Below are 26,685 nucleotides of genomic sequence, written 5' to 3'. Positions count from 1 at the left end.
AACCGCCACTGCCGGCTCCACGAGCGGCAGCCCGCCGGGCCTCCGGCCGTCAGACTCCTGATCAGCAGGCTGCCGTCGGCAGTTCCCGCCGGACGTCCACGCCCCGGACGTCGTCCGCCCCCCGGAAGTCAACCTCCCGAAGGGCCCCAGCCCGCAAGACGACAGAGAGCGACACCGTGATCGGCCGCATCCCCGTCCTTGACGTCACCCCCCTGATCGACGCCGGGCGCCGTCCCGCCAAGGCCGTGGTCGGCGAGAGCTTCCTGGTCACCGCCACCGTCTTCCGCGAGGGCCACGACGCGGTCAACGCCAACGTGGTGCTGCGCGACCCGCGCGGCCGCAGCGGTCCGTGGGCGCCGATGCGTGAGCTGGCGCCCGGTACCGACCGCTGGGGCGCGTACGTCGCGCCGAGCGCTCCCGGGCGCTGGTCCTACCTGGTGGAGGCCTGGTCCGATCCCGTCGCGAGCTGGCGCAAGACCGCCTCGGTGAAGCTGCCCGCCGGGATCGACACCGCGCTCGTCCTGGAGGAGGGCGCGCACCTGCTCGAACGCGCCGCCGCAGGCGTACCGAAGAAGGAGGGGCGCGCGCAGGTCCTGGCCGCCGTGGACGCGCTGCGCGACCCCGGGCTGCCCCCGCTCAGCCGGCTGGCCGCCGCGCTCGCGCCCGAGGTGACCGAACTGCTGGCCCGCTACCCGCTGCGCGAGCTGGTCAGCACCTCCCGCCCGCTGCCGCTCCAGGTGGACCGGCCCCGGGCGCTGTTCGGGTCCTGGTACGAGTTCTTCCCGCGCTCCGAGGGCGCGGTGGTGGACCCGGACGGCAACCTCCCGCCGGTCTCCGGCACCTTCCGCACGGCGGCCGAACGGCTGTCCGCGGTCGCCGCGATGGGTTTCGACGTCGTCTACCTGCCCCCGATTCACCCGATCGGACGCGCCTATCGGAAGGGTCCGGACAACACCCTGACCGCCGGTCAGCACGACGTCGGCTCGCCCTGGGCGATCGGCTCCCCCGAGGGCGGCCACGACGCGGTCCACCCCGACCTCGGCACCATCGAGGACTTCGACCACTTCGTCGCCGAGGCGAGCGGTCTCGGCCTGGAGGTCGCCCTGGACTTCGCGCTCCAGTGCTCCCCCGACCACCCCTGGGTCAACAAGCACCCCGAGTGGTTCACCCACCGCCTGGACGGCACCATCGCGTACGCCGAGAACCCGCCCAAGAAGTACCAGGACATCTACCCGATCAACTTCGACCAGGACTTCGACGGCCTGGTCAAGGAGACCCTGCGGGTGCTGCGGCACTGGATGGCCCACGGCGTGCGGATCTTCCGGGTCGACAACCCGCACACCAAGCCGGTGGCGTTCTGGGAGAAGGTCCTCGGCGACATCGCCCGCACCGACCCCGACGTGCTCTTCCTGGCCGAGGCGTTCACCCGGCCCGCGATGATGCACACCCTCGGGAAGGTCGGCTTCCACCAGTCGTACACCTACTTCACCTGGCGCAACACCAAGCAGGAGCTCACCGAGTACCTCACCGAGCTGTCCGGCGACGCGGCCGCGTACATGCGCCCCAACTTCTTCGCCAACACCCCGGACATCCTGCCCGAGTACCTGCAGACCGGCGGCCGGGCCGCGTTCGCCGTCCGGGCCGCGCTCGCCGCCACCCTCGCGCCCACCTGGGGCGTCTACGCGGGCTACGAGCACTGCGAGAACCAGCCGGCCCAGCCCGGGTCGGAGGAGTACCTGCACTCGGAGAAGTACGAGCTACGGCCGCGCGACTGGACCAGCCCGGACACCCTGGCCCCGCTGATCACCACCCTCAACCGGCTGCGGCGCCGCCATCCCGCCCTCCAGCAGCTGCGGAACATCACCTTCCACGACACCGACAACGAGCAGATCCTCGCGTACTCGAAGAAGGCCACCACCCCCGACGGCCTGGCCGACCACGTGATCACCGTGGTCAACCTCGACCCGCACCACGCCCAGGAGGCCACCGTCACCCTCGACGGCGACCACAGCCTGAGCGTGCACGACGAACTCACCGGCGCCGCGTACACCTGGGCCAGGCACAACTACGTCCGGCTCGACCCGGCCACCGGCCCGGCCCACATCCTCACGGTTCGGAGGAACCCTCAGTGACAGTCAACGAGCCCGTCGCCGACACCTTCGCCGAAACCTCACCCAAGAACCTGGACCCCGAGTGGTTCAAGCGCGCGGTCTTCTACGAGGTCCTGGTGCGCTCCTTCCAGGACAGCAACGGCGACGGGGTCGGTGACCTCCAGGGGCTCACCTCCAAGCTGGACTACCTGCAGTGGCTCGGGGTGGACTGCCTCTGGCTGCCGCCGTTCTTCGCCTCCCCGCTGCGCGACGGCGGCTACGACGTGGCCGACTACAAGGCGGTGCTGCCGGAGTTCGGCGACCTGGCCGACTTCGTGGAGTTCGTGGACGCCGCCCACAAGCGCGGCATGCGCGTGATCATCGACTTCGTGATGAACCACACCAGCGACCAGCACCCGTGGTTCCAGGCCTCCCGCAACGACCCCGACGGTCCGTACGGCGACTTCTACATGTGGGCGGACGACGACAAGCAGTACCCCGACGCCCGGATCATCTTCGTCGACACCGAGACCAGCAACTGGACCTACGACCCGGTCCGCAAGCAGTACTTCTGGCACCGCTTCTTCTCCCACCAGCCCGACCTCAACTACGACAACCCGCGGGTGCAGGAGGAGATGATCGCGGGCCTGCGGTTCTGGCTGGACCTCGGCATCGACGGCTTCCGCCTGGACGCAGTGCCGTACCTGTTCGCCCGTGAGGGCACCAACTGCGAGAACCTGCCGGAGACCCACGAGTTCCTGCAACGGGTCCGCAAGGAGATCGACGCCGACTACCCGGACACCGTGCTGCTCGCCGAGGCCAACCAGTGGCCCGAGGACGTCGTCGACTACTTCGGCGACTTCGGCTCCGGCGGCGACGAGTGCCACATGGCGTTCCACTTCCCGGTGATGCCGCGGATCTTCATGGCCGTGCGCCGGGAGTCCCGCTACCCGGTCTCGGAGATCCTCGCCAAGACGCCGACCATCCCGTCCGGCTGCCAGTGGGGCATCTTCCTGCGCAACCACGACGAGTTGACCCTGGAGATGGTCACCGACGAGGAGCGCGACTACATGTACGCGGAGTACGCCAAGGACCCGCGGATGCGCGCCAACGTGGGCATCCGCCGGCGGCTCGCCCCGCTGCTGGAGAACGACCGCAACCAGATCGAGCTGTTCACCGCCCTGCTGCTCTCGCTGCCGGGCTCCCCGGTGCTCTACTACGGCGACGAGATCGGGATGGGCGACAACATCTGGCTGGGCGACCGGGACGGCGTCCGGACGCCCATGCAGTGGACGCCCGACCGCAACGCGGGTTTCTCCTCCGCCGACCCGGGCAGGCTCAGTCTGCCGCCCATCATGGACCCGGTGTACGGCTACCAGGTGACCAACGTCGAGGCGCAGCAGAGCAGTTCGTCCTCCCTGCTGCACTGGACGCGTCGCATGATCGAGATCCGCAAGCTCAACCCTGCGTTCGGCCTCGGCAGCTACACCGAGCTGCCCTCCAGCAACCCCGCGGTGCTGGCCTTCGTGCGCGAGTACGAGGGCGACCTGGTCATGTGCGTGAACAACTTCTCGCGGTTCGCGCAGCCGACCGAACTGGACCTGCGGCGGTACGGGGGGCGGTACCCGGTCGAGCTGATCGGCGGCGTGCGCTTCCCGTCCATCGGCGAGTGGCCCTACCTGCTCACCCTGGCCGGGCACGGCTTCTACTGGTTCCAACTGCGCAACCCCCGCGCCAAGTAACGCCCGTGGGGTTGCGACCGCCGAGAGACGGTCGCGAAGTAACGATCCATCAGGTTCCACCCCCCGGGGGCGCGAGAACCACCACCCGCGCCCCCGGGTTCTCTCTGCACCACCGCGTACGGCTAACAGCCCAACGGCCACCCACACTATGGCGTGACACCCGAGCCCGGCTCGCGTGCCGTCGCCGTCGCGCCGCCGAAATCCGGAAGACTGACGGACCCGGCCAGACCCGTCGGGCAGTCGGCCCGCTTCCGGGGAAAGGGAGTCATGTCCGAAACCTCCCGTTCTCAAGCCCATGTGCACAGCGATCCCGCGGAGCCGGTCCCCGGGCCTGTCGGAACACGCGGCACCGGGGTCCGGAGAACCAGCCCCGGGGTCAGCGAACTGGTCCAGGCCGCGCTGCCGCTGATCGCCGCCTGGCTGCCCGGCCAGCGGTGGTACGCGGGCAAGGGGCGCGCGATCACCGGTCTCACGCCGGTTGTCGGCACTCCGCTCCAGGTCGGCGACCCGACGCTGCTGCACCTGCTGCTCAGGGTCGAGCACGCCGGTGACGGGTCCGCCGCCTACGGCGACATCTACCAACTGCTGCTGGGCATCCGCTCGCAGCCGTCGACCGGGATCGCCCCCTCCGCCGTGCTCGGGCGGCTCAGCGGCGGCCAGCACGACGGCGCGGCGGTCTACGACGCGGTGCACGACCCCGAGCTGACCGGGCGGCTGCTGGAGCACATGGCCACCGGTGACCGGTTCGGCTCGCTCTCCTTCCGCCGCACCCCGGGCCCCGGGCTGCCGGGCAACCTGCCGGGACGGGCCTCCACCGCCGAGCAGTCCAACAGCTCGGTGATCTACGGAACCTCCTTCATCCTCAAGCTGTTCCGCCGGATCAGCCCCGGCACCAACCCGGACCTGGAGCTCTCACTGGCCCTCTCCCGGGCCGGCTCCACCCGGATCCCCCGGGTCGCCGCCTGGTTCGAGTGCCGCCTGGAGCGATCGGAACCGGCCACCCTCGGACTGCTCCAGCGCTACCTCCCGGACGCCGAGGACGGCTGGGAGCTCGCCCTCGACCAGGTCGCCAGGCTCAAGGGCGACCCGTCCCCCGGCAACTTCGCGATCGAGGCGCACCGGCTCGGCCGGGCCACCGCCGAGGTGCACCGGGTGCTCGCCCGCACCATGCCGGTGGCCAGGCTCGACCGCGCCCAGGTCGGCCTGCTCGCCGGGGCCATGGCCGACCGGCTGGACAGCGCGGTGGCCGCCGTCCCCGGCCTGCTGCGCTACCGGGCCGCGCTGCGCACCGCCTTCCGGCAGCTGACCGCCGACCACCTGGACGGGCTCGCGGTCCAGCGCATCCACGGCGACCTCCACCTCGGCCAGGCGATGCGCACCCCGCACGGCTGGGTCCTGCTCGACTTCGAGGGCGAGCCCGCCAAACCGCTCGCCGAGCGCCGCCTCCCGCAGCCCGCGCTGCGGGACGTCGCCGCGATGCTGCGCTCCTTCGACTACGCCGCCGCCCACCTCCTCGCCGGAGCGCCGCCCGATCCCGAGCTGGCCCACCTCGCGGCGGCCTGGGCGGGGCGCAACCGGACGGCGTACTGCGCGGGTTACACCGCCGGCGGCGGGAGCGATCCGTCCGCCTCGCCGGAACTGATGCGCGCGCTGGAGATCGACAAGGCGGTCTACGAGGTGGTCTACGAGGCTCGGCACCGGCCCAGCTGGCTGCCGATCCCGCTGGCCGCCATCAACCGCCTGGCCCTGACCGTCTGACTCCCGAACACCCCACCCGGACGGGGTCGGGCCCCCGCTCCGACCCGCCACCGATGCCCAGGAGGACCCAGCCGTGACTCCGCTCGGCCCGAAGCCCGACCGCACCACGCCCCCCGTGCCCGCGACCTTCCTCCCAGGGCGGGGCGGGAGGTCCGGCGAGAGCACGCCGGTACGGTCCGCCGACCCGGCCCGGGCGGAGCGGCCCGCGGGACTGGACCCGGAGCTCGGCCCCGGTCCGGGACCGGCCGCCGTGCCCGCGCCCTCGCCCGAGCCATCGCCCGAGCCGGAGCGGCCGGAGCGGGCCGAGCGCTCCGACGTGGTGCAGGCGGCGCTGCGGCTCCCGGAGGCGCCGCTGCCGCCGGCCGAGATCGAGCGCCTGCTGCGCGGCGAGCACCACGACCCGCACGCACTGCTCGGCGCCCACCCCACCTCCGAGGGCATCGCGATCCGGGTGCTCCGCCCGTTCGCGGAGCGGGTGGTGGTGGAGACCGAGCACGGCCCGGTCGAACTGACGCACCTGCAGGGCGGCCTGTTCACCGGCCTGCTGCCGGGCCGGACCGTGCCCGCGTACCGGCTGCTGGTGACGTACCCGGGCGGCGGTCCGCTGGTCCAGCACGACGGTTACCGGACCAGGCCCACGCTCGGCGACCTCGACCTGCACCTGATCTCCGAGGGCCGGCACGAACAGCTCTGGCAGGCGCTCGGCTCGCACGTCCGGGAGGTGGACGGGGTCGCGGGCACCGCCTTCGCCGTCTGGGCGCCGAACGCCGTCGGGGTCCGGCTGATCGGCGACTTCAACCACTGGGACGGCACCGGCCACCCGATGCGCTCGCTCGGCTCCTCCGGCATCTGGGAGCTCTTCGTCCCGGGGCTGGGCGAGGGCGCCCGGTACAAGTACGAGATCCACACCCGCCAGGGCTGGGTGCTCGGCAAGGCCGACCCGCTGGCCCGCGCCGCCCAGTGCCCGCCGGACACCGCCTCGGTGGTGACCGTCTCCCGGCACGTGTGGCAGGACGCCGAGTGGCTGGCCCGGCGCGCGCACACCGTGCACCACCGCACCCCCATGTCGGTGTACGAGCTGCACCTGGCCTCCTGGCGCCCCGAGCTCACCAACTACCGCGAGATCGCCGGGGAGCTCCCCGGCTACCTCACGGACCTGGGCTTCACCCACGTGGAGTTCATGCCGGTGATGGAGCACCCCTTCGGCGGCTCCTGGGGCTACCAGGTCTCCGGCTTCTACGCGCCCACCGCCCGGCTCGGCACCCCCGACGACTTCAAGTACCTGATCGACACCCTGCACCGGCACGGCATCGGCGTGATCGTCGACTGGGTGCCCGCGCACTTCCCCAAGGACGACTTCGCGCTCGCCCGCTTCGACGGCGAGCCGCTCTACGAGCCCGCCGACCCGCTGCGGGCCGAACACCCCGACTGGGGCACGCTGGAGTTCGACTACGGCCGCACCGAGGTCCGCAACTTCCTGGTCGCCAACGCCGTCTACTGGTGCGAGGAGTTCCACATCGACGGCCTGCGGGTGGACGCGGTCGCCTCGATGCTCTACCTCGACTACTCCCGCGAGGGCGGCGGCTGGAGCCCCAACCGGTACGGCGGCCGGGAGAACCTGGACGCCGCGTCCTTCCTCCAGGAGATGAACGCAACGGTCTACCGCCGCTGCCCCGGGGTGGTCACCATCGCCGAGGAGTCCACCGCCTGGGACGGCGTCACCCGGCCCACCGACAGCGGCGGCCTGGGCTTCGGCCTGAAGTGGAACATGGGCTGGATGCACGACTCGCTGGTCTACATGTCCAAGGAGCCGGTGCACCGCAAGTACCACCACAACGAGATGACCTTCTCGATGGTGTACGCCTACTCGGAGAACTACATCCTGCCGATCTCGCACGACGAGGTGGTCCACGGCAAGCAGGCGCTGGTCGCCAAGATGCCCGGCGACTGGTGGCAGCAGCGCGCCAACCACCGCGCCTACCTCGGCTTCATGTGGGCCCACCCGGGCAAGCAACTCCTCTTCATGGGACAGGAGTTCGCCCAGGGCGCGGAGTGGGACCACGAGCACGGCCCGCAGTGGTGGGTGCTCGACGAGGGCTGGCCGGCCGCCGAGGAGCACCGGGGCGTCCGGCGCCTGGTGCGCGAGCTCAACCACGTCTACCGCGACGCGCCCGCGCTCTGGGAGCAGGACACCACCCCCGACGGCTTCCGCTGGTTGGACGGCGGCGCGGCCGACGACAACCTGCTCTCCTTCGTCCGCTACGCCGCCGACGGCACCCCGCTGGTCGCGATCAGCAACTTCTCCCCCGTCGTCCGGCACTGCCACCGCACCGGCCTGCCCGCGCTCCGGAGCGCCGACCAGCTCTGGCGCGAGGTGCTCAACACCGACGCGCAGGAGTACGGCGGCAGCGGGATCGCCAACTCCGAGCCGATCAAGGCCGAGGCCACTCCCTGGAACGGCCAGCCCCGCAGCGCCGAACTGATCCTGCCGCCGCTCGCCACCCTGTGGCTGCGCCCGGCCTGACCGGCCCGCCGCGCCCGGCCGCCCGGCTGATCGGCTGACCACCGGCCCGGCCGGGCGGGTGATCGGCCGGCTGATTGGCCGGCTGATGAGCACTTGGCGAACAGTCGGGGAACGACATCCACACGTCTACGGCGCCGTAGTACGTTCGCGACGGCCGACCCTCCGGACGCGTGTCCGGGGTGCGTTGTCGCGCCCGCCGAGAGCCGTACCGCAGAGCCGAGAGTGTGTGATGTCGTCCCTGACCTACGTGGAATCCGTCGGTGTGGGCCTGTTGCAGGGCGTCACCGAGCTCTTCCCGGTGTCCAGTCTCGGCCACAGCATCCTGATACCCGCCCTGATCGGCGGGCAGACCAGGGCCGACCTGGACGTCACCGCCGACGGATCGCCGTACCTGGCCGTGCTGGTGGGCCTGCACCTGGCCACCGCACTGGCCCTGGTGGTGTTCTTCCGGCGGGACTGGATCCGGATCATCCGCGGGCTGTTCAGCTCGATCCGCGACCGCGAGGTCAGCTCGCCCGACCAGAAGCTGGCCTGGCTGCTGGTGGTCTCCACCATCCCGGTCGGCATCGCCGGACTCGCGCTCGACCACCTGCTGCGCGACGCCCTCGGCAAGCCCACCCCGGCCGCCGCCTTCCTCGCCCTCAACGGCCTGGTACTGCTCGGCGCCGAGCGGCTCAAGCGCGGCGGCACCGGACGCCGCAGGGCCGGACAGCACCCCGTGGCCCACACCCCGGCGCACGTCCCTGACACCGATCCGGCCCTCGACTCCGACCGGCGGATCGCCCGGCTTAGCTACCGCCAGGGCGCCTGGATCGGCGCCGCGCAGATCCTCGCCCTCTTCCCCGGCATCAGCCGCTCCGGCGTCACCATGAGCACCGGCGTGCTGCGCGGTCTGGGCCACGAGGACGCCGCCCGGTTCTCCTTCTTGCTCGCCACCCCGGTCATCCTGGCCGCCTCCGCGCTCAAGCTCCCCGAGCTGCTCAAGCCGGAGAACGCCGCGGTGCGCGGCCCGCTGCTGGCCGGCAGCCTGGCGGCCTTCGTCGCCGGGTACGTCTCGGTCCGCTTCCTCACCAAGTACTTCGAGACCCGCAGCCTGACGCCGTTCGCGGTCTACTGCACCGTGGCCGGCCTCGGCTGCCTGGCCTGGTTCAACGTCTGAGGGCCGGCGGTGGGGCCCGGTCCGGCCTGCCGGCGCAGCCGGGCACGCGCTCCGAGGACGCGCGGTCCGGGCCTTTGGTCCCTCCCTCCGGGGACCGTCGTCCCTTGCCCGATCCGGTCCGTCTCATCTGCGGGCGAAGATCTTCGGTACGAATGTATGGTCGATATGTCTTCTTCTTGCTGATCATGCCGACGAAACGGAGATTGCCACGTGGCGCGCAGCGTGTACGTGACCGGGATCGACCGGGGGGACGGCCGGCAGGCCGTGGAGCTCGGGGTCATGGAACTGCTCACCCGCCAGGTGGACCGGGTCGGCGTCTTCCGGCCGCTGGTGCACGCGTCCGCCCCCGGCGGGCCCGGATCGGACCACGTGGTGGAACTGCTCCGCAGCCGGTACCGGCTCGACCTCTCCCCCTCCGAGCTGTACGGGCTGACCTACGAGGAGGCCGCGGCGCTGCAGGCCGCCCAGGGCCAGGACGAGCTGGTGTCCGCCCTGGTGGACCGGTTCCGCGCGGTGGAGCGCAAGTGCCAGGCGGTGCTGGTGCTCGGCACGGACTTCGCCGACACCAACATCCCGGACGAGCTGGCCTTCAACGCCCGGCTGGCGAACGAGTTCGGCGCCTGGGTGCTCCCGGTGGTCGGCGGCCACGACGAGGATCCGCAGGCCGTGATCGCCGAGGTCCGCAACGCCCACCGGGCCTACCGCGACCTCGGCTGCTCGACCCTCGCGATGATCGCCAACCGGGTCGCGCCGGGTGCCAAGCAGCAGGTCCAGCGGGTGCTCACGGAGAAGCTGTCGATCCCCTCGTACGTGATCCCCGAGGAGCCGGCGCTGGCCGCGCCGACCGTGGGGCAGCTGGTCGAGGCGACCGGCGCCGAGGTGCTGCTCGGCGATGCGGCCGGGCTCGCCCGGGACGTGCGGTCCTTCGTCTTCGGCGGCGCGATGCTGCCGACCTTCCTGGACGCGCTGACCGAGGGCGCGCTGGTGGTGACCCCCGGCGACCGCGCCGACCTGATGGTGGGCTCGCTCGCCGCGCACGCCGCCGGTGCCCCGCCGATCGCCGGCGTCCTGCTGACGCTCGGCCAGCACCCGGGCCCGAACGTGATGGCGCTGGCCGCCCGGCTCGCCCCCGGCACCCCGGTCGCCGTGGTACCCGAGGGCAGCTGGCTGACCGCCGCCGCGCTGACCCACCTGGAGGGCAAGCTCGGCCCGGCCAGCCCCCGGAAGGCCGAGATCGCCCTCGGACTCTTCGAACTCCACGTGGACACCGCCGAGTTGACCAGTCGGATCGAGCTGAGCCGGTCCGAGCGGGTTACCCCGATGATGTTCGAGCACGCGCTGCTGGAGCGTGCCCGCGGCGAACGCCGGCACGTCGTGCTGCCCGAGGGCACCGAGGAGCGGGTGCTGCGCGCCGCCGAGGTCCTGCTGCGCCGCAACATCTGCGACCTCACCCTGCTCGGCGAGCCGGAGGCGATCCGCCGCAAGGCCGCGGGCCTGGGCATCGACCTCCCGTACGAGGAGGCCGCCGCCCACCGCGCCCAGGTGCACATCGTCGACCCGGCGACCAGCCCGCTGCGCCGGCAGTTCGCCGAGCTGTACGCCAGGCTGCGCGCCCACAAGGGCATGACGGTCGAGCTGGCCCTGGACGTGGTCACGGACGTCTCCTACTTCGGCACCCTGATGGTGCAGGAGGGCATCGCCGACGGCATGGTCTCCGGTGCGGTGCACTCCACCGCCGCGACCATCCGTCCCGCCTTCGAGGTGATCAAGACCTCGCCGGGCGCCGCGATCGTCTCCTCGGTCTTCTTCATGTGCCTGGCCGACCGGGTGCTGGTCTACGGCGACTGCGCGGTCAACCCGGACCCGGACGCCCAGCAGCTGGCCGACATCGCCGTCCAGTCCGCCGAGACCGCCGCCCAGTTCGGCGTCGAGCCGCGGGTCGCGATGCTCTCGTACTCGACCGGCACCTCGGGCTCGGGCGCGGACGTGGACAAGGTCCGCAAGGCCACCGAGATCGTCCGCGAGCTGCGCCCGGACCTCCTGGTCGAGGGCCCGATCCAGTACGACGCCGCAGTGGACGCCCGGGTCGCGGCCACCAAGCTGCCGGGCTCGGCGGTGGCCGGGCGGGCGACCGTGCTGATCTTCCCGGACCTCAACACCGGCAACAACACCTACAAGGCCGTGCAGCGCTCGGCCGGCGCGGTGGCGGTCGGCCCGGTGCTCCAGGGGCTGCGCAAGCCGGTCAACGACCTGTCGCGCGGTGCCCTGGTCCACGACATCGTCAACACCGTGGCGATCACGGCCATCCAGTCCCAGGGCCGGCCCCAGGGCCGGTCCCAGAGCCCTTCGGAAGGAGCCGGACAGTGAGTGCAGGCACCCGGGTACTCGTCCTCAACGCCGGCTCCTCGTCGGTCAAGTACCAGCTGATCGACATGCTCGACGGCTCCCGGCCGGCCTTCGGCCTGGTGGAGCGGATCGGCGAGGCGGGCGGGCGGCTCGTGCACACCCCGCAGGGCGGCCCCGAGCGGGAGACCCTGCAGGCCTTCCCGGACCACGCCGCCGCGCTGAAGGCGGTCGCCGAGGAGCTCGCCGCCGACGGGACCGGCCTGGACTCGCCCGGGCTGGCCGCGATCGGCCACCGCGTGGTGCACGGCGGCAAGCGGTTCACCGCCCCGACGCTGATCACCGACGAGGTGCTCACCGAGATCCGCCGGCTGATCCCGGTCGCCCCGCTGCACAACCCGGCCAACATCACCGGCATCGAGGTGGCCCGCCGGCTGCGCCCGGACCTGCCGCAGGTGGCCGTCTTCGACACCGCCTTCCACGCGGGCATGCCGGAGTACGCGGCCCGCTACGCGATCGACAAGGCGGTGGCCGACGAGCACCGGGTCCGCCGCTACGGCTTCCACGGCACCTCGCACCAGTACGTCTCCCGGGCCACCGCCGCACTGCTCGGCAAGGACCCGGCCGAGCTGAACGTGATCGTGCTGCACCTGGGCAACGGCGCTTCGGCCTCGGCCGTCTCCGGCGGCGTCTGCCTGGACACCTCGATGGGCCTGACTCCGCTGGAGGGCCTGGTCATGGGCACCCGTTCGGGTGACGTGGACGCGGGCGTGGTCTTCCACCTGCACCGGGTCGGCGGCCTGGGCATCGACGAGATCGACGACCTGCTGAACCGCCGCAGCGGCCTGCTCGGCCTGTGCGGGGACAACGACATGCGCGAGATCATGCGCCGCGCCGACGAGGGCGACGCCGACGCCCGGCTGGCCTTCGACGCGTACATCCACCGGCTGCGCAAGTACATCGGCGGGTACTACGCCGTGCTCGGCCGGGTGGACGCGATCGCCTTCACGGCCGGGGTCGGCGAGAACGCCGCGCCGGTGCGGGCCGCGGCCACCGCGGGCCTGGAGGAGCTGGGCATCGCGGTGGACCCCGAGCTGAACTCGGTCCGCTCGCGCGAGGCCCGGGTGATCTCCCCGGAGTACGCACGGGTGACGGTGGCCGTGGTGCCGACGGACGAGGAACTGGAGATCGCCCGGCAGGCCTTCGCCCTGGTGCACGCTACGAGCTGAGCCCGTATCAGCCCGACGTCCCACCGGTCGAGACGGTTCGTTGGCGATACCTCAGCATTCGCGCCAAATGCGTCTATAACACGAACGGATAGACTGACCGATATGCGCCGAGCGAAAATTGTCTGCACCCTGGGTCCGGCGACGGACTCCTACGAACAGCTGAAGGCCATCGTCGAAGCGGGCATGAACGTCGCCCGACTCAACATGAGCCACGGCTCGCACGCCGAGCACGAGGAGCGGTACCGCAAGGTCCGCCAGGTGTCCGAGGACACCGGCCGCACCATCGGCGTGCTGGCCGACCTCCAGGGCCCGAAGATCCGACTGGCGACCTTCGCCAACGGCCCGGTCACCGTCGACAACGGCGACGAGTTCACCATCACCACCGAGGACGTGCCGGGCGACCAGCACATCTGCGGCACCACCTACAAGGGCCTCCCGGGCGACGTGAAGCCCGGCGACCCGGTTCTGATCAACGACGGCGTCATCGCCCTGGAGGTCGTCAGCGTCGACGGCCCGCGGGTGAAGACCGTGGTCATCGAGGGCGGCGTGCTCTCGAACAACAAGGGGATCAACCTCCCCGGCGCGGCCGTGAACGTGCCGGCCCTGTCCGAGAAGGACAAGGACGACCTGCGCTTCGCGCTCCGCATGGGCGTCGACATGGTCGCGCTCTCCTTCGTCCGCAACGCCGCGGACATCGAGGACGTCCACAAGGTGATGGACGAGGTCGGCATCCGCGTCCCGGTCATCGCCAAGATCGAGAAGCCGCAGGCCGTCGAGGCCATGGAGGAGATCGTCCTCGCCTTCGACGCCATCATGGTGGCCCGTGGCGACCTCGCCGTCGAGTACCCGCTGGAGCGGGTGCCGCTGGTCCAGAAGAAGCTGATCACGCTGGCCCGCCGGAACGCCAAGCCGGTCATCGTCGCCACCCAGATGATGGAGTCGATGATCCACGCCTCCCGGCCGACCCGCGCCGAGGTCTCGGACGTCGCCAACGCCATCCTGGACGGCGCGGACGCGGTCATGCTCTCCGCCGAGTCCAGCGTCGGCAAGTACCCGGTCGAGACGGTCAAGACCATGAGCCGGATCGCCGAGAAGGCCGAGGAGGAGATGCTCTCGCAGGGTCTCCAGCCGCTGAACCCGGGCCGCAAGCCGCGCACCCAGGGCGGTTCGATCGCCCGCGCCGCGTGCGAGCTGGGCGACTTCCTGAACGCCAAGTCCCTGGTCGCGTTCACCAAGTCCGGCGACACCGCCCGCCGCCTGTCCCGCTACCGCTCGCCGATCCCGGTGATCGCCTTCACCCCGGACACCGCCACCCGCAACCAGCTCTCGCTGAGCTGGGGCGTCGAGGCGTACGTGACCGAGCAGGTCGCCACCACCGACGAGATGGTGGTCCAGGTCGACCAGGAGCTGCTGAGCATGAAGCGGCTCAACGAGGGCGACACGGTCATCGTCACCGCCGGTTCGCCGCCCGGCATCCCCGGCAACACCAACATGGTCCAGGTGCACCACCTGGGCGCCCGCGCCGGGCTGTAGTCCCCGGTAGCGCCGTGGGGCGCGCCTCCCGTCCGTGACGGAGGGCGCGCCCCACCGGCGTTCCCCGGCCGGCTACTGCCCGTAGGGGAGGTTGTCGTTGTACATCTGCATGCCCGGGATGTGCAGGGTGCCGCCGAACTGGCCCGCCTGGACCGCGGTGACCTGCTTCAGTTCCAGGTCGAGCGGGATCGGGATGCTGCCGATCAGGTCGTACAGCCACTGCGGCAGGGTGTCCGGGGTCAGCGTGATCTCGCCGAGGTCGATCGGGATCGGCAGGCCGAGGATCTTGCTGAGGTGGCCGGAGAGCCGCTCCACGTACATGGTCACCTCGCCGTTGCGCAGCGTGGAGGTCGAGCCGGGAGCGCCCTTCACGTGGAAGGTCACACCGTTGCCCTCCAGTGTCGACATGTCGAGATCGCCGATGTCGACCCGGTCCACCATGAACTTCAGCACCCGCTTGGTGGTGGTCGCCGTGCGGACGTCCACCACGCCGTAGAACTTCGCGCCGTACAGGCCGAGCGTGGACGAGTGCAGCGTCCAGTTCTGCTCCGGGACGACCCGGCCCTGCTCCGCCTTGGCGGCGGCCAGGCCCCGGGTGTCCACCTGGCAGTTCGGGTCCTTGCCGGGCGAGGAGGACGACGAGGGGCCGGCGGTGGACCCGGGCCCGCCGGACGGGCTCGCGCTCGGGGACGGGTCCGCGGCGGGCTCCGAGGGCTTGGAGGACTCCGAAGGCGCCGAGGCGGTCGCGGTGGCCGTCCCGGTCGGGCCGGGCGACGGGGCCTGCGGGTCGGCCTCGGGGGTCCGCGGGCCGGGCGCCTCGGTGGCGGTCTTGGCGGGTGTGGCCGACCCGGCCGGCGCCGGGGTGGACCGCGGCGTGGGGGTCGGCGTCGGAGTCGGGGTCGACGTCCGGTGACCGCCCAGGTGCAGGATCGGGTCGAGGATGTCGTCCAGGAGACCGGCCGGCCGGACCGCCCCGGCCTTGGGGTCGGCCTTCGCGACGGAGTCCGCGGCGGCCGGCACGGCGGCCGACGCATCGGGCTTCGGGGCGGGCGAGCCGGTCGCCGCCGCCTGCTGGGGCCGGGGGTGCGTGGTCGCAGTGGCGCCGACGGTCGGCTGCGGCGTGGCGGTCGGCGACGACTGCGCGGTCCGCTGCTGTTCCTGCGGACCGGGACGCTCGGTGGGCTGCGCGCTCTTCGTGGACGTCGGCGTGGGGTCCGGCACCGGGGTGATCTCGCTCTTCGGCACCGGCGTCTCTTCGAGCACCGTGTCGGGGGCGGTGGGACACCCGCTGTCCTTCTGGACATCGGCCATGGCAATGCTCGGAATGGTCCCCATCAGCAGCACCGTGGGTACGGCCGCAATCGCCAGTGCCTTACCCCGCAGGCGGGTCCTGGCACTGACCCGGGGCGCGGCGTGCCGGGGGCCCGGCACCCGGGCGACCGGCTCCTCGCCGCTGCCGGTCACCGCTGCTCCCCGGGGTCGGCCTGCTCCACGGACACCGTCGGCTGCGCGGCCTGGACCGGCTCGACGGGCGCGGCGGCGTACTCGGCGGTGCCGTGCTCCGCCGCCTCGGCCGACCCGCCCACCGGGGCGGCCGACTGCTTCAGCGGGGCCCAGGCGCAGAGCAGCCCTCCGGAGACCAGGCCGAGGATCAGACCCACCCCGAAACCGCCCAGGTTGGAGACCGGGACGGAGACCAGGGACAGGATGGTGACGGCGACACCGCAGAAGATCCGTACCAGCGGCTGGAACCAGGACGTCACGCCCAGGGTCATCATCAGGAGCCCGATGAGCATCGATCCGGCGCCGGCCGTGGTGGCCATCGTGACGGTCAGCTGCCCCAACTGCAGGTTCGCATAGGGGAAGTACAGGATCGGGAGGCCGGCGATCACGGCCAGCAGACCGCCCCAGAACGGCCGGGTACGGCGCCAGGCCCGGAATCGCAGTCGGAGCCGACCGAAGCCGCTCGCCCCTTCGGGCCACTCGATGGCAGTTGCGCTGGACACGATACGAGCTCCTCGATTGCGGTAACGAGGGACGAACAGGTGGTACGGCAGGGACGGCGACATCGCCACCGCCCCTGCCACGGTGGACCGTTGGCCGGCGGTGCGGCACCGCCGGCCGTCAGTGCCCTAGAAGCACTCGACGCCCGCGCCGTCGCCCTGGGCCAGGCCCAGCTTCAGGCCGTTGAGCGAGAAGCTGCTGGCCGAGGTCGACCACGCGGTCTGCTTCACGTTGGTGAGGTGGGCGTGCGTGGCGGTCTGGCCGAACATCCCGGCCCCGCCCTTGGCGGGGCTGGGCAGGGTCGACGCGTCCTGGCCGATGTTGATGTTGTCGAACTGGGCGTCCGCCTCAAGGCTGTTGAGGCCGATCACCAGGTTGTCGGCCTGGACGTACTTGTCCTTGGTGTCCCCACCCGCGTGCAGCTGGAGGGTCCACTTGCCGAGCAGCGGGATGTCGGTGGTGACGGACTGGCACAGGTGCTGGATGGTCGCGTGACTGAAGGTCGACACCGCGACGGCCTCGTGGGCCTTCGGGTTCGGGTCCTTGTCGTTGGTGTGGTGGAGGACATCGCCGTACTGGGCGAAGTTGTCGCCCTGCAGGTCGTCCGCGTAGACCTTGAACTTCTGTCCGGAGATGCTGAACGACGCGGCGAGCGCGTTGTTCGCCAGGCCGACACCGATCGCGGCGGTGGCCGCGATGCTCGGGACCATCACCAGGGCGAAGCGCTTCCAGCGGGTCTTGCCGTAAGTCTGGGACATGCGTGTCCTCCTTCTAGGACGTACATCTCCGACCGCGTCCGGTGCTTCGGGCACCGTCCGGGGCCTGGGATGGGAGAGAGCTACGTCCTCGGTAACGGAGAGCGCCGTGGGCATCGGCGGACCCGGGTTCGGCCGTCATGACGGCACACCCGTTCCAGGCACCGGCTGTCTTCGCGACAGCGGGTACGACCGACGACACCGGCGATCACCCCCGAGCGACAACCAGCGACCGCGCGGGGATGCGCGACCGCGAGGAGGACAGGAACCGCGCGTGGGATCCGCGGACACCCCCCTGCCCTCAAGCCTCAGGACCGGGCCTTCGGCTGCCCGGTGGGGATCCCCTCGTAGGGGACCGGGCGTGGCTGATCGTGCTTGAATCCCGGGCGAAGCACAAGGGGTTCATTACTGACGGGTAATCCAACAGCAGTCGCTGTTGATCATGAACTCCGGAAAATCAACACGGAGAGTGACAATCGAGCGCGTGTACGCCGGTGAAATTTGCCGGAAACACGGACGAAACACCCCTGGCGGTCACCAGAGGTGACCGCCAGGGGGCATTGTCAAGATTTGATAAAGCTCGGAATTTTTGACTGCTTTGTCGTCAAATCCCCAGCGACACCGCAGGTCACCCGCCGTGCCACCGGACCGTCCCGGCCGATGGGCTGACGACCCGTCAGAACAGCACCCTGGCGAGCGCGCCGCGTGCCGCCGTCACCCGGGGGTCGTCCGCGCCGATCACCTCGAACAGTTCCAGCAGCCGGAGCCGGGCGGTGTCCCGGTCCTCGCCGAAGGTCCTGCCGACGGTGTCGACCAGCCGGCCGAAGGCGTCCTCGACGTGCCCGCCGACCAGGTCCAGGTCGGCGGCCTCCAGCTGGGCCGCGACGTTCTTCGGGTCGGTGGCGGCGGCCGTGCGGACCGCCTGCGGGTCCAGCGCCTCGACCCGGCGCAGCAGCTGAGCCTGGGCCAGGCCCAGCTTGGCCTCGGTGTTGCCGGGCTGGTCGACGAGGACGTTCTGGTACGCCTGGATGGCACCGCCCAGGTCACCGCGGTCGAGGGCGTCGTGCGCGGCGGCCAGTGCCGGGTCCTCCGGAGCCGACGGGGCCACGGGGGCCTCGCCGCCCGGGACGCCCGAGCCGCCGACGATGCCGAAGCGCTGCTCGGCGACGGCGATCAGCTGGTCCAGGATCTTGCGGACGTTGGCCTCGTTCTCGGCGCCCTGGAAGAGCGGGACGAGCTGACCGGCGACCACGGCCATCACGGCCGGGATGCCCTGGATGCCGAACTGCTGGGCGATCAGCTGGTTGGCGTCCACGTCGATCTTGGCGAGCACGATCCGGCCGGCGTACTCCTCGGCGAGCCGCTCCAGGATCGGGCTGAGCTGCTTGCACGGGCCGCACCACTCGGCCCAGAAGTCGACGACCACCGGCACCTCGGCCGACCGCTGCACGACCTCGGACTCGAAGGTCTCCTCGGTGACATCGATGACGAGCTGGTACGCCGCGCCCTGCGGGACGACCCCGGCCGCCTCGGCGGCGGCGTTCTGGCGGGCGCGCTCGGCCCTGGCCTGCTCGGCCTTCTGCGCGGCCTCACCGGCCGCCTTCACTGCGGCGAGGTCGACCGCACCACGCAGGGCGGAGCTGTTGAGAGACGAATTCCGTGGCTGCATGGCTCTATCCTCCCCCGTCCGCACGAGTGACGTGCACCAACCGCCGGAATGGGTCGCACCGAACCGGCTTCCCCGCCCCCTTCGGGAGTCCCCTCCCGTGCAGCCCGACGGCTGCCGTACCGCTGAGAGTCGGCGCGGATCCCCACCCGCGCCGCGCGCCCGCCCGATCCCTGGGGTCGAGGCGCGTGGTTGCCACTCTTTCGCTACGAGTCGTAGCGTAACTGCACCCCGACCCGGTGCCGCAAGACCCCCTCGGGATCTCGGGACGTGAGCTGTCCCACTTTCCCGCACGGTCCACTGCCACCGGGTGGACATGTCGCTACGGTTACCAGACCCACCCACGTTACTCACCGGTAGATCGCATGACCGCGCATCTGACCGGTCCAAGCAAGGAGGCTCGGTGGCCCCCACCACCCAGCAGCCCGCTGCCCCGGACCAGGCCGCGCCCCCACGAGGCAAGGGCCGTCCCCGCAGTGTGGCCGCCGACCGGGCGATCCTCGACGCCACCAGGGAGGCCCTGGCCGAACTCGGCTGGGGCAAACTGACCATGGGTGATGTCGCGGTCCGGGCCGGCGTCGCCAAGACAACCCTTTACCGACGCTGGCCGTCCAAGAACGAACTCGTGGTCGACGCGGTCGCAAGCCTCTTCGACGAGCTGGAGATGGTCGACCTCGGCAGCCTGCGCGCCGACATCGAGGCCGTGGTCGCCCAGTTCGCCGCCCTGCTGGCCCGCCCGGAGACCCAGGCCGCCCTGCTCGCCCTGTTCGCCGAGGGCTCCCGCGACCACCTGCTGCGCCGCCGCATCCGTGAACGCATCGTCGAACCGCAGAAGTACCTGGTCCAACAGGGCCGCGCGCAGGCCCAGTCCCGCGGCGAACTCGGCGCCGACCTCGACGAGGCCACCGCCGCCGAGGAGATCGACATCATCTTCGACACCATCGCGGGCACCGTCGAACACCGCGTCCTGGTCAGCGGCCACCCCATCACCCCCGACTGGATCCACCGCTTCACCACCCTGCTCCTGAGCCCCCTCGGCCAGGCCGCCGCCACCGCCGACCACTGACACCGCCCCCGGCGGCCGGTCCGGACCGGCCCGGCCCAGACCGGACCGGGTTTCACCGCGACACTCCGTGCGGCGGCCGTGGGCCGGTTCCGGGACGCCCCCGGCACCGCTCCGGAACCGGCCAGGGTCAGACCTGGTAGCGGCCGGGGGCGAAGGCGGCGAGGTTGTCGGCGATCCAGCGGGAGGTGGCGGCGAGGCCCTCCTCCAACGTGACCCGCGGCTGCCAGCCGGTCAGGGTACGGGCCTTGGTGTTGTCGGAGAGCAGGCGTTCGACCTCGCTGCCGGTGGGGCGCAGGCGGCCGGGGTCGACGACGACCTCGGCGTCCTTGCCGGAGGCGGCGATCAGCGAGCGGGCCAGGTCGCCGATGGAGATCTCGGTACCGGTACCGAGGTTGAGCACCTCACCGAGAGCGCGGTCGGCGACGGCGGCGGCCAGGAAGCCCTCGGCGGTGTCGGTGGCGTAGGTGAAGTCGCGGGTCGGGGTGAGCGAGCCGAGCCGGATCTCCCGCGCGCCGGAGTGGAGTTGGGCCAGGATGGTCGGGATGACGGCCCGTGCGGACTGCCGGGGGCCGTAGGTGTTGAACGGCCGGACCACGGTGACCGGCAGCTCGAAGGAGTGCCAGTACGAGAGCGCCGCCATGTCCGCGCCGATCTTCGAGGCGGAGTACGGCGACTGCGGCTGCAGCGGGTGCCGCTCGCTGATCGGCGCGGTGATCGCGGTGCCGTAGACCTCGCTGGTGGAGGTGTGCACCAGCCGTGCGCCGTGGCGCAGGCAGGCGGCGGCGACGTTCTGGGTGCCGACCACGTTGGTCTGCACGTACGCCTCGGGCGACTGGTAGCTGTACGGGATGCCGATCAGCGCGGCCAGGTGGAAGACCGTGTCGCAGCCGTCCACCGCGTCCAGCACCCGCCCGGCGTCGCGGACGTCCCCGGCGAGCATCTCCACCTCGCCCCCGGCGAGATGGCGGGCGAGGTGGCCGCGCTCGGCGTACGGCTTGTAGTGCACCAGGGCCCGCACCCGCGCCCCGCGCCGCACCAGCAGGTCGACCAGCGTGCTGCCGATGAATCCCTCGGCGCCGGTGACGAGTACGCGCTTGCCGTTCCAGTCGTTCATGCAGTGCTCCCGATCAGAGAAGTGGGTCGGCCGATGGTGCGGAGCACCTTGGCGGCGAGCAGGTCGGCCGCCCTGGCGTGGGTGCCGGGGTCGGCGGCGCGGCCCATCGCGGCGAGCCGCGCCGGGTCCGCCAGCAGCGGTTCGACGATCGAGGCGAGCCGCTCGGTGGTGCACTCGCCGTCGGGCAGCAGGACGCCCGCGCCGGCGTCGACGAGCACCCGGGCGTTGTGGGTCTGGTGGTCGTGCGGCGCGTGCGGGTACGGGACCAGGACGGCGGGCAGGCCGATGTCGGCCAGTTCGGCGACGGTCGCCGAACCCGCCCGGCAGACCACCAGGTCCGCGGCGGCGTAGGCGAGGTCCATCCGGTCCAGATAGGGCACGGCCCGCGCGACGGGCGAGGAACCGAGCCTGGCCCGGACCTCGTCCAGCGCGGCGGGCCCGGTCTTGATCAACAACCGGAGGTCCGGGCGGCCGCGCCAGCGTGCGGCGAGGCCGACCGCTGCCTCGGTGAGCCGGGCCGCACCCAGGCTGCCACCGTTGAACAGCACCAGCTGGACGCCGGGCGGCACCCCGAGCCGGGCCCGGGCCTCGGCCCGCAGCGCGGAGCGGTCGAGTCCGGCGAGCGCGCCGACCAGCGGCATGCCGACCGTCTCGGCCCGGGTCCCGGGCGGCAGGTGCTCCCTGGTCCGGTCGAAGGCGAGCGCGAGGTGCGGGGTGAGCCGGGCGGCGAACCGGTTGGCCCGGCCGGGTACGGCGTTGGACTCGTGCACCACGCTGGGCAGTCCGGCCATCCGGGCCCCGACGATCACCGGGGCGCTCGGGTAGCCGCCCATCCCGACCGCGACCTGGGCTCCCTGGCTCCGCAGGATCTCCCTGCACTGGGCGCCGGACTTCAGCAGGGCCGCGGGCAGCAGGTAGCGCCTGAGGCCCAGCGAGGCGTCGAAGGGGATCATGTCCACGGTGTGCAGCCGGTAGCCGGCCTCCGGGATCAGTCTGGTCTCCAGGCCGCGCTCGGTTCCGACGAAGGAGATCTCGGCCGCCGGGTCGGCCCGGCGCAGCGCCTCGGCGAGGGCGAGGCCCGGGTAGATGTGGCCGCCGGTGCCACCGGCGCCGATGACCACCGACAAGTGTGTTGTCCGCATGGCCTCGACGGTCGCGAGTCGGCCTAAGAGAGTTCTAATAGCCGCATTTGAGAGGCTTGTCCCCATGAGCAGCGTGCCCGAGAGCAGTAGGACGCCCAAGGTCCTGGTGGTGGACGACGACCCCGAGGTGCGGGCCGCCGTGGAGGACGGCCTCGCGGTCGCGGGGTACGCCGTCCGGGGTGCGGGCGACGGCCTGGCCGGACTGACCGAGCTGTCGGCCTGGCAGCCGGACGCCCTGGTGCTGGACCTGATGATGCCGGTGCTCGACGGCCTGGCGGTCTGCCGCCGGCTGCGGGCGCTCGGCGACCGTACGCCGATCCTGGTGCTCACCGCCCGCGACTCGGTCAGCGACCGGGTGGACGGACTGGACGCGGGCGCCGACGACTACCTGGTGAAGCCCTTCGCGCTGGACGAGCTCACCGCCCGGCTGCGCGCGCTGCTGCGCCGGGCCGCACCCGCCGTGCCCGACCAGGGCTACGTGCTGGGCGATCTGACGGTCGACCCGGTCAGCCGCACCGGCAGCCGGGCGGGCCGGGCACTGGAGTTCTCCCGGACCGAGTTCGCACTCCTGGAGGTGCTGCTGCAGAACCCGGGGCAGGTGCTGCCGCGTGAGCTGATCATGGAGCGGGTCTGGGGCGCGGACTTCGGCCCGGACTCCAACTCGCTCGCGGTGTACATCGGTTACCTGCGCCGCAAGCTGGAGGCGGCCGGCGAGCCCCGGCTGGTGCAGACCGTGCACGGCGTCGGCTACCGGCTGGACGCGCCGTGAGCACGGCCGCCGAACCCGCCCCGGGAGCCGGCGAGCCGCACTCCCGGCACGCCCGCTGGCGCCGCCGAAGGCCGCTGCGCACCCGGCTGGCGCTGGCCACCTCGACGGCGGTCGCCCTGGTCACGCTGGGCGTCTGCGCGGCCGGATTCAGCATCATGCGCTACGAGCTGGTGCACCAGCTCGACCTCCAGCTGACCCAGCACGCCACCCTGGTCCAGCAGCAGAACCGGGGGCAGGGCCCGCAGGTGCTCTACGCCGAGTGCGGCTACCTGGCGGCGCCCGCCTGCACCCAGATCGTGCCGGCCGAACCGGCCGCGGACCCGGCCGCGCCGTACTTCCTCCCGGTCACCCCCGCCACCCGGGCGGTCGCGGCCGGACAGCGCGGCGGCTACTACAGCGCCATCACGGTGAGCGGTCACCCGGCCCGGATGCTGACCACCCGGTTCGGGTCCGGCACCGCCGTACAGGTGGCGCTGCGCTCGGACGCCGTCCAGCAGGGCGTCCGGCAGGCCGGGGAGTTGATGGCCGTGGTCGCCGGGGCCGGCGTCCTGCTCGCCGGGGTCCTCGGCTACGCCGCCGCCCGCACCGGCCTGGCACCGGTCGCCCGCCTGACCGCGACCGCCGAGCGGATCGCGGCCACCCGGGACGCGACCGTACGGATCGACCTGCCCGACGCGCGCGGCCGACGCGGCGGCCGGGATGCCGGTGCGGATGAAGTGACCCGCCTGGCAGGGGCGTTCAACGCGATGCTGGGCGAGCTGGAGCAGTCGGTGACCGCCCAGCGGCGGCTGGTCGCGGACGCCTCGCACGAGCTGCGCACCCCACTCACGGCGCTCCGCACCAATGCCGAACTGCTCGCCAGGACGGACCGGTTGACGCCCGAGCAGCGGGCGCGGGCGACGGCCGGTCTGCAGCGCCAGCTGCGCGAGGTGACCGGCCTGGTGAACGACCTGATCGAACTGGCCAGGGACGAGGAGCCGCAGGCCCTGGTCGAACTGGTCCGGCTCGGCCCGCTGGTGGCGCACTGCGTGGAGACCGCCCGGGGCCACTGGCCCGCCGTCGCCTTCGAGTACGCCCCGCAGGGTGACCCGACGCTGCCCGGGGTGCCCGCCCGGCTGGTGCGGCTGGTGGGCAACCTGCTGGACAACGCGGCGAAGTTCAGCCCGCCGGGCGGGCCGGTGGAGGTGACGCTGACCGATCGGCGGCTGACCGTCCGCGACCACGGCCCAGGCATCGCGCCGGAGGACCTCCCGTACGTCTTCGACCGGTTCTACCGCGCCTCCGCCGCACGTGCCCTGCCCGGCTCGGGCCTGGGGCTGGCCATGGCCCGCCAGATCGCCCGTGCCCACGGGGCCGACCTCACCGCCGAGGCCGCCCCGGGTGGCGGCGCGCTCTTCCGCCTCACGCTGCCGTCGGCCTGACGGCGGCCCGACGGCGGCCCGACGGCGGCCGCAGGGCCCTGTGGCGGCGCGGTTGCCCGCGCCGCCGAGGAGCCCTGCGACCACTCCGGCAAGCCGCCCCGGGCGCCACCGGAGCGCCGGAAGGCCGTTGCAGGGTCACCGGAAGGCCGCTAGAAGGCCGCGGTCTCCCGGTAGACGCCCCACTCGGCGCGGAGGGCGTTGCAGATCTCACCGAGGGTGGCCTCCGCGCGGATCGCGGCGAGCATCGGCGGGATCATGTTCTCCCCGGACCGGGCGGCGTCGAGCATGGCGTCCAGTCCGGCCCGGACCGCGGCCTCGTCGCGGGCGGCCTTGCGGGCACCGAGCACCCGGACCTGCTCGCGCTCGACCTCGTGGCTGACCCGGAGGATCTCCAGCTCGGGGGTGACGCTGCCGGGGTGGCAGTTGACGCCGACCACGCGCTTCTCGCCCTTCTCCAGCGCCTGCTGGTACTGGAAGGCGGCCTCGGCGATCTCGCCGGTGAACCAGCCCTCCTCGATGCCGCGCAGGATGCCGGAGGTCATCGGCCCGATCGGGTGGTCGGCCGTGGCCTTGTCGAGGATGCGCTGGAAGATCGCCTCGGCCTGGGCCTCGATCCGGTCGGTGAGCGCCTCGACGTACCAGGAGCCGCCCAGCGGGTCGGCGACGTTGGCGACGCCGGTCTCCTCCATCAGCACCTGCTGGGTCCGCAGCGCGATCTCGGCGGCCTGCTCGGAGGGCAGCGCGAGGGTCTCGTCCAGCGCGTTGGTGTGCAGCGAGTTGGTGCCGCCGAGGACCGCCGAGAGCGCCTCGACCGCCGTGCGCACCACGTTGTTGTACGGCTGCTGGGCGGTGAGCGAGACACCTGCGGTCTGGGTGTGGAACCGCAGCCACTGGGCCTTGTCGGTCTTGGCGCCGTAGCGGTCGCGCATCCAGCGGGCCCAGATCCGGCGGGCGGCGCGGAACTTGGCGATCTCCTCGAAGAAGTCCAGGTGGGCGTCGAAGAAGAACGAGAGTCCGGGCGCGAAGACGTCCACGTCCAGGCCCCGGGAGAGGCCCAGCTCCACGTAGCCGAAGCCGTCCGCCAGGGTGTAGGCGAGCTCCTGCGCGGCCGTCGCCCCGGCCTCGCGGATGTGGTAGCCGGAGACCGAGAGCGGCTTGTAGGCCGGAATGTTGGCGGCGCAGTACGCCATGAGGTCGCCGATCAGGCGCAGGTGCGGCTCGGGGGCGAAGAGCCACTCCTTCTGCGCGATGTACTCCTTGAAGATGTCGGTCTGCAGGGTGCCGTTGAGCACGCCCGGGTCGACGCCCTGGCGCTCGGCGGCGACCAGGTACATGCAGAAGATCGGGACGGCCGGGCCGCTGATCGTCATCGAGGTGGTCACCTCGCCGAGCGGGATGCCGTTGAAGAGCACGTCCATGTCGGCGGCGGAGTCGATGGCGACACCGCAGTGGCCGACCTCGCCGAGCGACTTGCCGTCGTCGGAGTCGTAGCCCATCAGGGTCGGCATGTCGAAGGCGACCGAGAGGCCGCCGCCGCCGGCCTCCAGGATCATCCGGTAGCGCTCGTTGGTCTGCTGGGCGTTACCGAACCCGGCGAACTGCCTTATCGTCCACGTCCGGCCGCGGTAGCCGGTGGGGTGCAGGCCGCGGGTGTAGGGGTACTCCCCGGGCCAGCCGATCCGCTCGAACCCCTCGTACGGCTGCCCGGCGGGCGGGCCGTAGACCGGCTCCACCTCCTCGCCGCTCAGGGTGGTGAAGTCCGCGTCGCGCTTGCGCGCCTTGTCGTACCGCTGCTGCCAGCGCCGGCGGCCGGCCTCGATCTCGTCGGCGTCCATCGACTCCGAACTCCACTCCGTACGGCCGCCACCGTGTGGGGACGACACAGCTAGTAGGACGTCCTACCAATTTACTCGGACGTCCTACTATCTGTCGATGGCCGACCCGCCCCGGGAGCGGAGACGCGAAGGGGCGCCCCCTCCGCTACGGGAGGGGGCGCCCCTGGTCGAGGCGGTCAGGCGCCGACCGGCTCCGGGGTGGCGACCAGCGGCGCCACCTCGCGGGAGACCTTGCGCTCGACGAAGAAGACCGCGGTCGGGATCGTGCCGGCCAGCAGCACCCAGACCAGCTTGCCGATCGGCCACTTCGCCTTGGTGCCCAGGTCGAAGGCGAGCACCACGTAGACGACGAACAGCCAGCCGTGCGCGATGCCGGCGGCGGTGGTGAAGCCGGCCGCGCCCGAGATGCCGAGCACGTACTTGGCGATCACGCCGAGGGTCAGCAGGATCAGGAGGACGCCCGTGACATAGGCCATCGTCCGGTAGCGGGTCAGCACACTCTGCTTCATGCCATCGAGGGTAACCGCCCGCTTCG

The 26,685-nt window shown here is 72.1% G+C and carries 19 protein-coding genes; 11 read left to right on the top strand and 8 right to left on the bottom strand.

Annotation, left to right across the window (positions count from 1 at the left end; all coding sequences use genetic code 11):
* The first annotated feature begins 176 nt into the window (after positions 1-176).
* The 8 genes from ACFC1R_RS03860 (at position 177) to pyk (ending at position 14,378) form a co-directional block, all read left to right on the top strand.
* Entirely contained in the window at positions 177-2,132 is a 1,956-nt protein-coding gene (locus ACFC1R_RS03860) for an alpha-1,4-glucan--maltose-1-phosphate maltosyltransferase (protein ID WP_375932140.1), read from the top strand.
* Complete coding sequence (gene treS, locus ACFC1R_RS03855) at positions 2,129-3,832, top strand: maltose alpha-D-glucosyltransferase (protein ID WP_375932137.1); 1,704 nt, start codon at positions 2,129-2,131, stop codon at positions 3,830-3,832. Before ACFC1R_RS03860 ends, treS begins: the two co-directional genes overlap by 4 nt.
* 267 nt (positions 3,833-4,099) lie before the next feature.
* A complete protein-coding gene (locus ACFC1R_RS03850; protein WP_375932134.1) occupies positions 4,100-5,590 on the top strand; it encodes a maltokinase in 1,491 nt (496 codons plus the stop codon).
* 73 nt (positions 5,591-5,663) lie between these two features.
* Positions 5,664-8,114 (top strand): 1,4-alpha-glucan branching protein GlgB, encoded by a 2,451-nt coding sequence (glgB, locus tag ACFC1R_RS03845; RefSeq protein ID WP_375932131.1) that lies wholly within the window; start codon positions 5,664-5,666, stop codon positions 8,112-8,114.
* A gap of 229 nt (positions 8,115-8,343) precedes the next feature.
* Positions 8,344-9,273, top strand: a complete 930-nt coding sequence (locus tag ACFC1R_RS03840; RefSeq protein WP_375932128.1) for an undecaprenyl-diphosphate phosphatase — start codon at positions 8,344-8,346, stop codon at positions 9,271-9,273.
* Positions 9,274-9,483: 210 nt separating this feature from the next.
* A complete protein-coding gene (gene pta, locus ACFC1R_RS03835) occupies positions 9,484-11,640 on the top strand; it encodes a phosphate acetyltransferase (RefSeq protein WP_375932125.1) in 2,157 nt (718 codons plus the stop codon).
* Positions 11,637-12,845 (top strand): acetate kinase, encoded by a 1,209-nt coding sequence (locus ACFC1R_RS03830; RefSeq protein WP_375932122.1) that lies wholly within the window; start codon positions 11,637-11,639, stop codon positions 12,843-12,845. Before pta ends, ACFC1R_RS03830 begins: the two co-directional genes overlap by 4 nt.
* Positions 12,846-12,947: 102 nt before the next feature.
* Positions 12,948-14,378, top strand: a complete 1,431-nt coding sequence (gene pyk, locus ACFC1R_RS03825) for a pyruvate kinase (RefSeq protein ID WP_375932119.1) — start codon at positions 12,948-12,950, stop codon at positions 14,376-14,378.
* A gap of 72 nt (positions 14,379-14,450) precedes the next feature.
* On the opposite strand, the gene ACFC1R_RS03820 is transcribed toward pyk, so the two are convergent.
* The 4 genes from ACFC1R_RS03820 to trxA all read right to left on the bottom strand — a co-directional run bounded on the left by ACFC1R_RS03820 (position 14,451) and on the right by trxA (position 18,806).
* On the bottom strand, positions 14,451-15,842 hold the full coding sequence (locus ACFC1R_RS03820) for a hypothetical protein (protein WP_375932116.1): 1,392 nt from the start codon (positions 15,840-15,842) through the stop codon (positions 14,451-14,453).
* Positions 15,839-16,384, bottom strand: a complete 546-nt coding sequence (locus ACFC1R_RS03815) for a DUF6114 domain-containing protein (protein WP_375932113.1) — start codon at positions 16,382-16,384, stop codon at positions 15,839-15,841. The genes ACFC1R_RS03820 and ACFC1R_RS03815 overlap by 4 nt, the downstream gene beginning before the upstream one ends.
* Before the next feature lie 126 nt (positions 16,385-16,510).
* A complete protein-coding gene (locus ACFC1R_RS03810; protein ID WP_375932110.1) occupies positions 16,511-17,140 on the bottom strand; it encodes a DUF6230 family protein in 630 nt (209 codons plus the stop codon).
* Between the two features lie 673 nt (positions 17,141-17,813).
* A complete protein-coding gene (gene trxA, locus ACFC1R_RS03805) occupies positions 17,814-18,806 on the bottom strand; it encodes a thioredoxin (RefSeq protein WP_375932107.1) in 993 nt (330 codons plus the stop codon).
* A 400-nt stretch (positions 18,807-19,206) separates the two neighbouring features.
* On the opposite strand from trxA, the gene ACFC1R_RS03800 reads away from it, so the two are divergent.
* The gene (locus ACFC1R_RS03800; RefSeq protein WP_375932104.1) at positions 19,207-19,869 is read left to right on the top strand and encodes a TetR/AcrR family transcriptional regulator; all 663 of its coding nucleotides are present in this window, start codon (positions 19,207-19,209) and stop codon (positions 19,867-19,869) included.
* 127 nt (positions 19,870-19,996) lie between these two features.
* Here the strand turns inward: ACFC1R_RS03800 and ACFC1R_RS03795 are convergent, their stop codons facing one another.
* Together ACFC1R_RS03795 and ACFC1R_RS03790 are read right to left on the bottom strand one after the other, a co-directional pair.
* On the bottom strand, positions 19,997-20,983 hold the full coding sequence (locus ACFC1R_RS03795; RefSeq protein ID WP_375932101.1) for an SDR family NAD(P)-dependent oxidoreductase: 987 nt from the start codon (positions 20,981-20,983) through the stop codon (positions 19,997-19,999).
* The gene (locus tag ACFC1R_RS03790) at positions 20,980-22,125 is read right to left on the bottom strand and encodes a glycosyltransferase (RefSeq protein WP_375932098.1); all 1,146 of its coding nucleotides are present in this window, start codon (positions 22,123-22,125) and stop codon (positions 20,980-20,982) included. Before ACFC1R_RS03790 ends, ACFC1R_RS03795 begins: the two co-directional genes overlap by 4 nt.
* Positions 22,126-22,189: 64 nt before the next feature.
* Between ACFC1R_RS03790 and ACFC1R_RS03785 the strand changes: the two genes are divergently transcribed.
* Both ACFC1R_RS03785 and ACFC1R_RS03780 read left to right on the top strand, forming a co-directional pair.
* Positions 22,190-22,894, top strand: a complete 705-nt coding sequence (locus ACFC1R_RS03785; protein ID WP_375932095.1) for a response regulator transcription factor — start codon at positions 22,190-22,192, stop codon at positions 22,892-22,894.
* Between the two features lie 74 nt (positions 22,895-22,968).
* Positions 22,969-24,315 (top strand): sensor histidine kinase, encoded by a 1,347-nt coding sequence (locus ACFC1R_RS03780; RefSeq protein ID WP_375932284.1) that lies wholly within the window; start codon positions 22,969-22,971, stop codon positions 24,313-24,315.
* Between the two features lie 149 nt (positions 24,316-24,464).
* Here ACFC1R_RS03780 and ACFC1R_RS03775 read toward each other — a convergent pair whose 3' ends face one another.
* Positions 24,465-26,150 (bottom strand): methylmalonyl-CoA mutase, encoded by a 1,686-nt coding sequence (locus tag ACFC1R_RS03775; protein WP_375932092.1) that lies wholly within the window; start codon positions 26,148-26,150, stop codon positions 24,465-24,467.
* Between the two features lie 176 nt (positions 26,151-26,326).
* Positions 26,327-26,659: a DUF3817 domain-containing protein gene (locus tag ACFC1R_RS03770; RefSeq protein ID WP_375932090.1), complete on the bottom strand. Its 333-nt coding sequence runs from the start codon at positions 26,657-26,659 to the stop codon at positions 26,327-26,329.
* Between the last annotated feature and the right edge of the window lie 26 nt (positions 26,660-26,685).

This window comes from Kitasatospora sp. NPDC056138 (assembly GCF_042264695.1).
Taxonomy (GTDB): Bacteria; Actinomycetota; Actinomycetes; order Streptomycetales; family Streptomycetaceae; genus Kitasatospora.
Note: the sequence above shows the minus strand (reverse complement) of the source record. Positions and strands in the feature narration are given on the sequence as shown.

Excerpts from the sequence above, each read along its gene's own strand:
- trxA (WP_375932107.1), bottom strand. The coding sequence starts at position 18,806 with ATGCAGCCACGGAATTCGTCTCTCAACAGCTCCGCCCTGCGTGGTGCG.
- ACFC1R_RS03795 (WP_375932101.1), bottom strand. The coding sequence starts at position 20,983 with ATGAACGACTGGAACGGCAAGCGCGTACTCGTCACCGGCGCCGAGGGA.
- ACFC1R_RS03785 (WP_375932095.1), top strand. The coding sequence starts at position 22,190 with ATGAGCAGCGTGCCCGAGAGCAGTAGGACGCCCAAGGTCCTGGTGGTG.
- pyk (WP_375932119.1), top strand. The coding sequence starts at position 12,948 with ATGCGCCGAGCGAAAATTGTCTGCACCCTGGGTCCGGCGACGGACTCC.
- ACFC1R_RS03775 (WP_375932092.1), bottom strand. The coding sequence starts at position 26,150 with ATGGACGCCGACGAGATCGAGGCCGGCCGCCGGCGCTGGCAGCAGCGG.
- ACFC1R_RS03810 (WP_375932110.1), bottom strand. The coding sequence starts at position 17,140 with ATGTCCCAGACTTACGGCAAGACCCGCTGGAAGCGCTTCGCCCTGGTG.
- ACFC1R_RS03790 (WP_375932098.1), bottom strand. The coding sequence starts at position 22,125 with ATGCGGACAACACACTTGTCGGTGGTCATCGGCGCCGGTGGCACCGGC.
- ACFC1R_RS03840 (WP_375932128.1), top strand. The coding sequence starts at position 8,344 with ATGTCGTCCCTGACCTACGTGGAATCCGTCGGTGTGGGCCTGTTGCAG.
- ACFC1R_RS03850 (WP_375932134.1), top strand. The coding sequence starts at position 4,100 with ATGTCCGAAACCTCCCGTTCTCAAGCCCATGTGCACAGCGATCCCGCG.
- ACFC1R_RS03770 (WP_375932090.1), bottom strand. The coding sequence starts at position 26,659 with ATGAAGCAGAGTGTGCTGACCCGCTACCGGACGATGGCCTATGTCACG.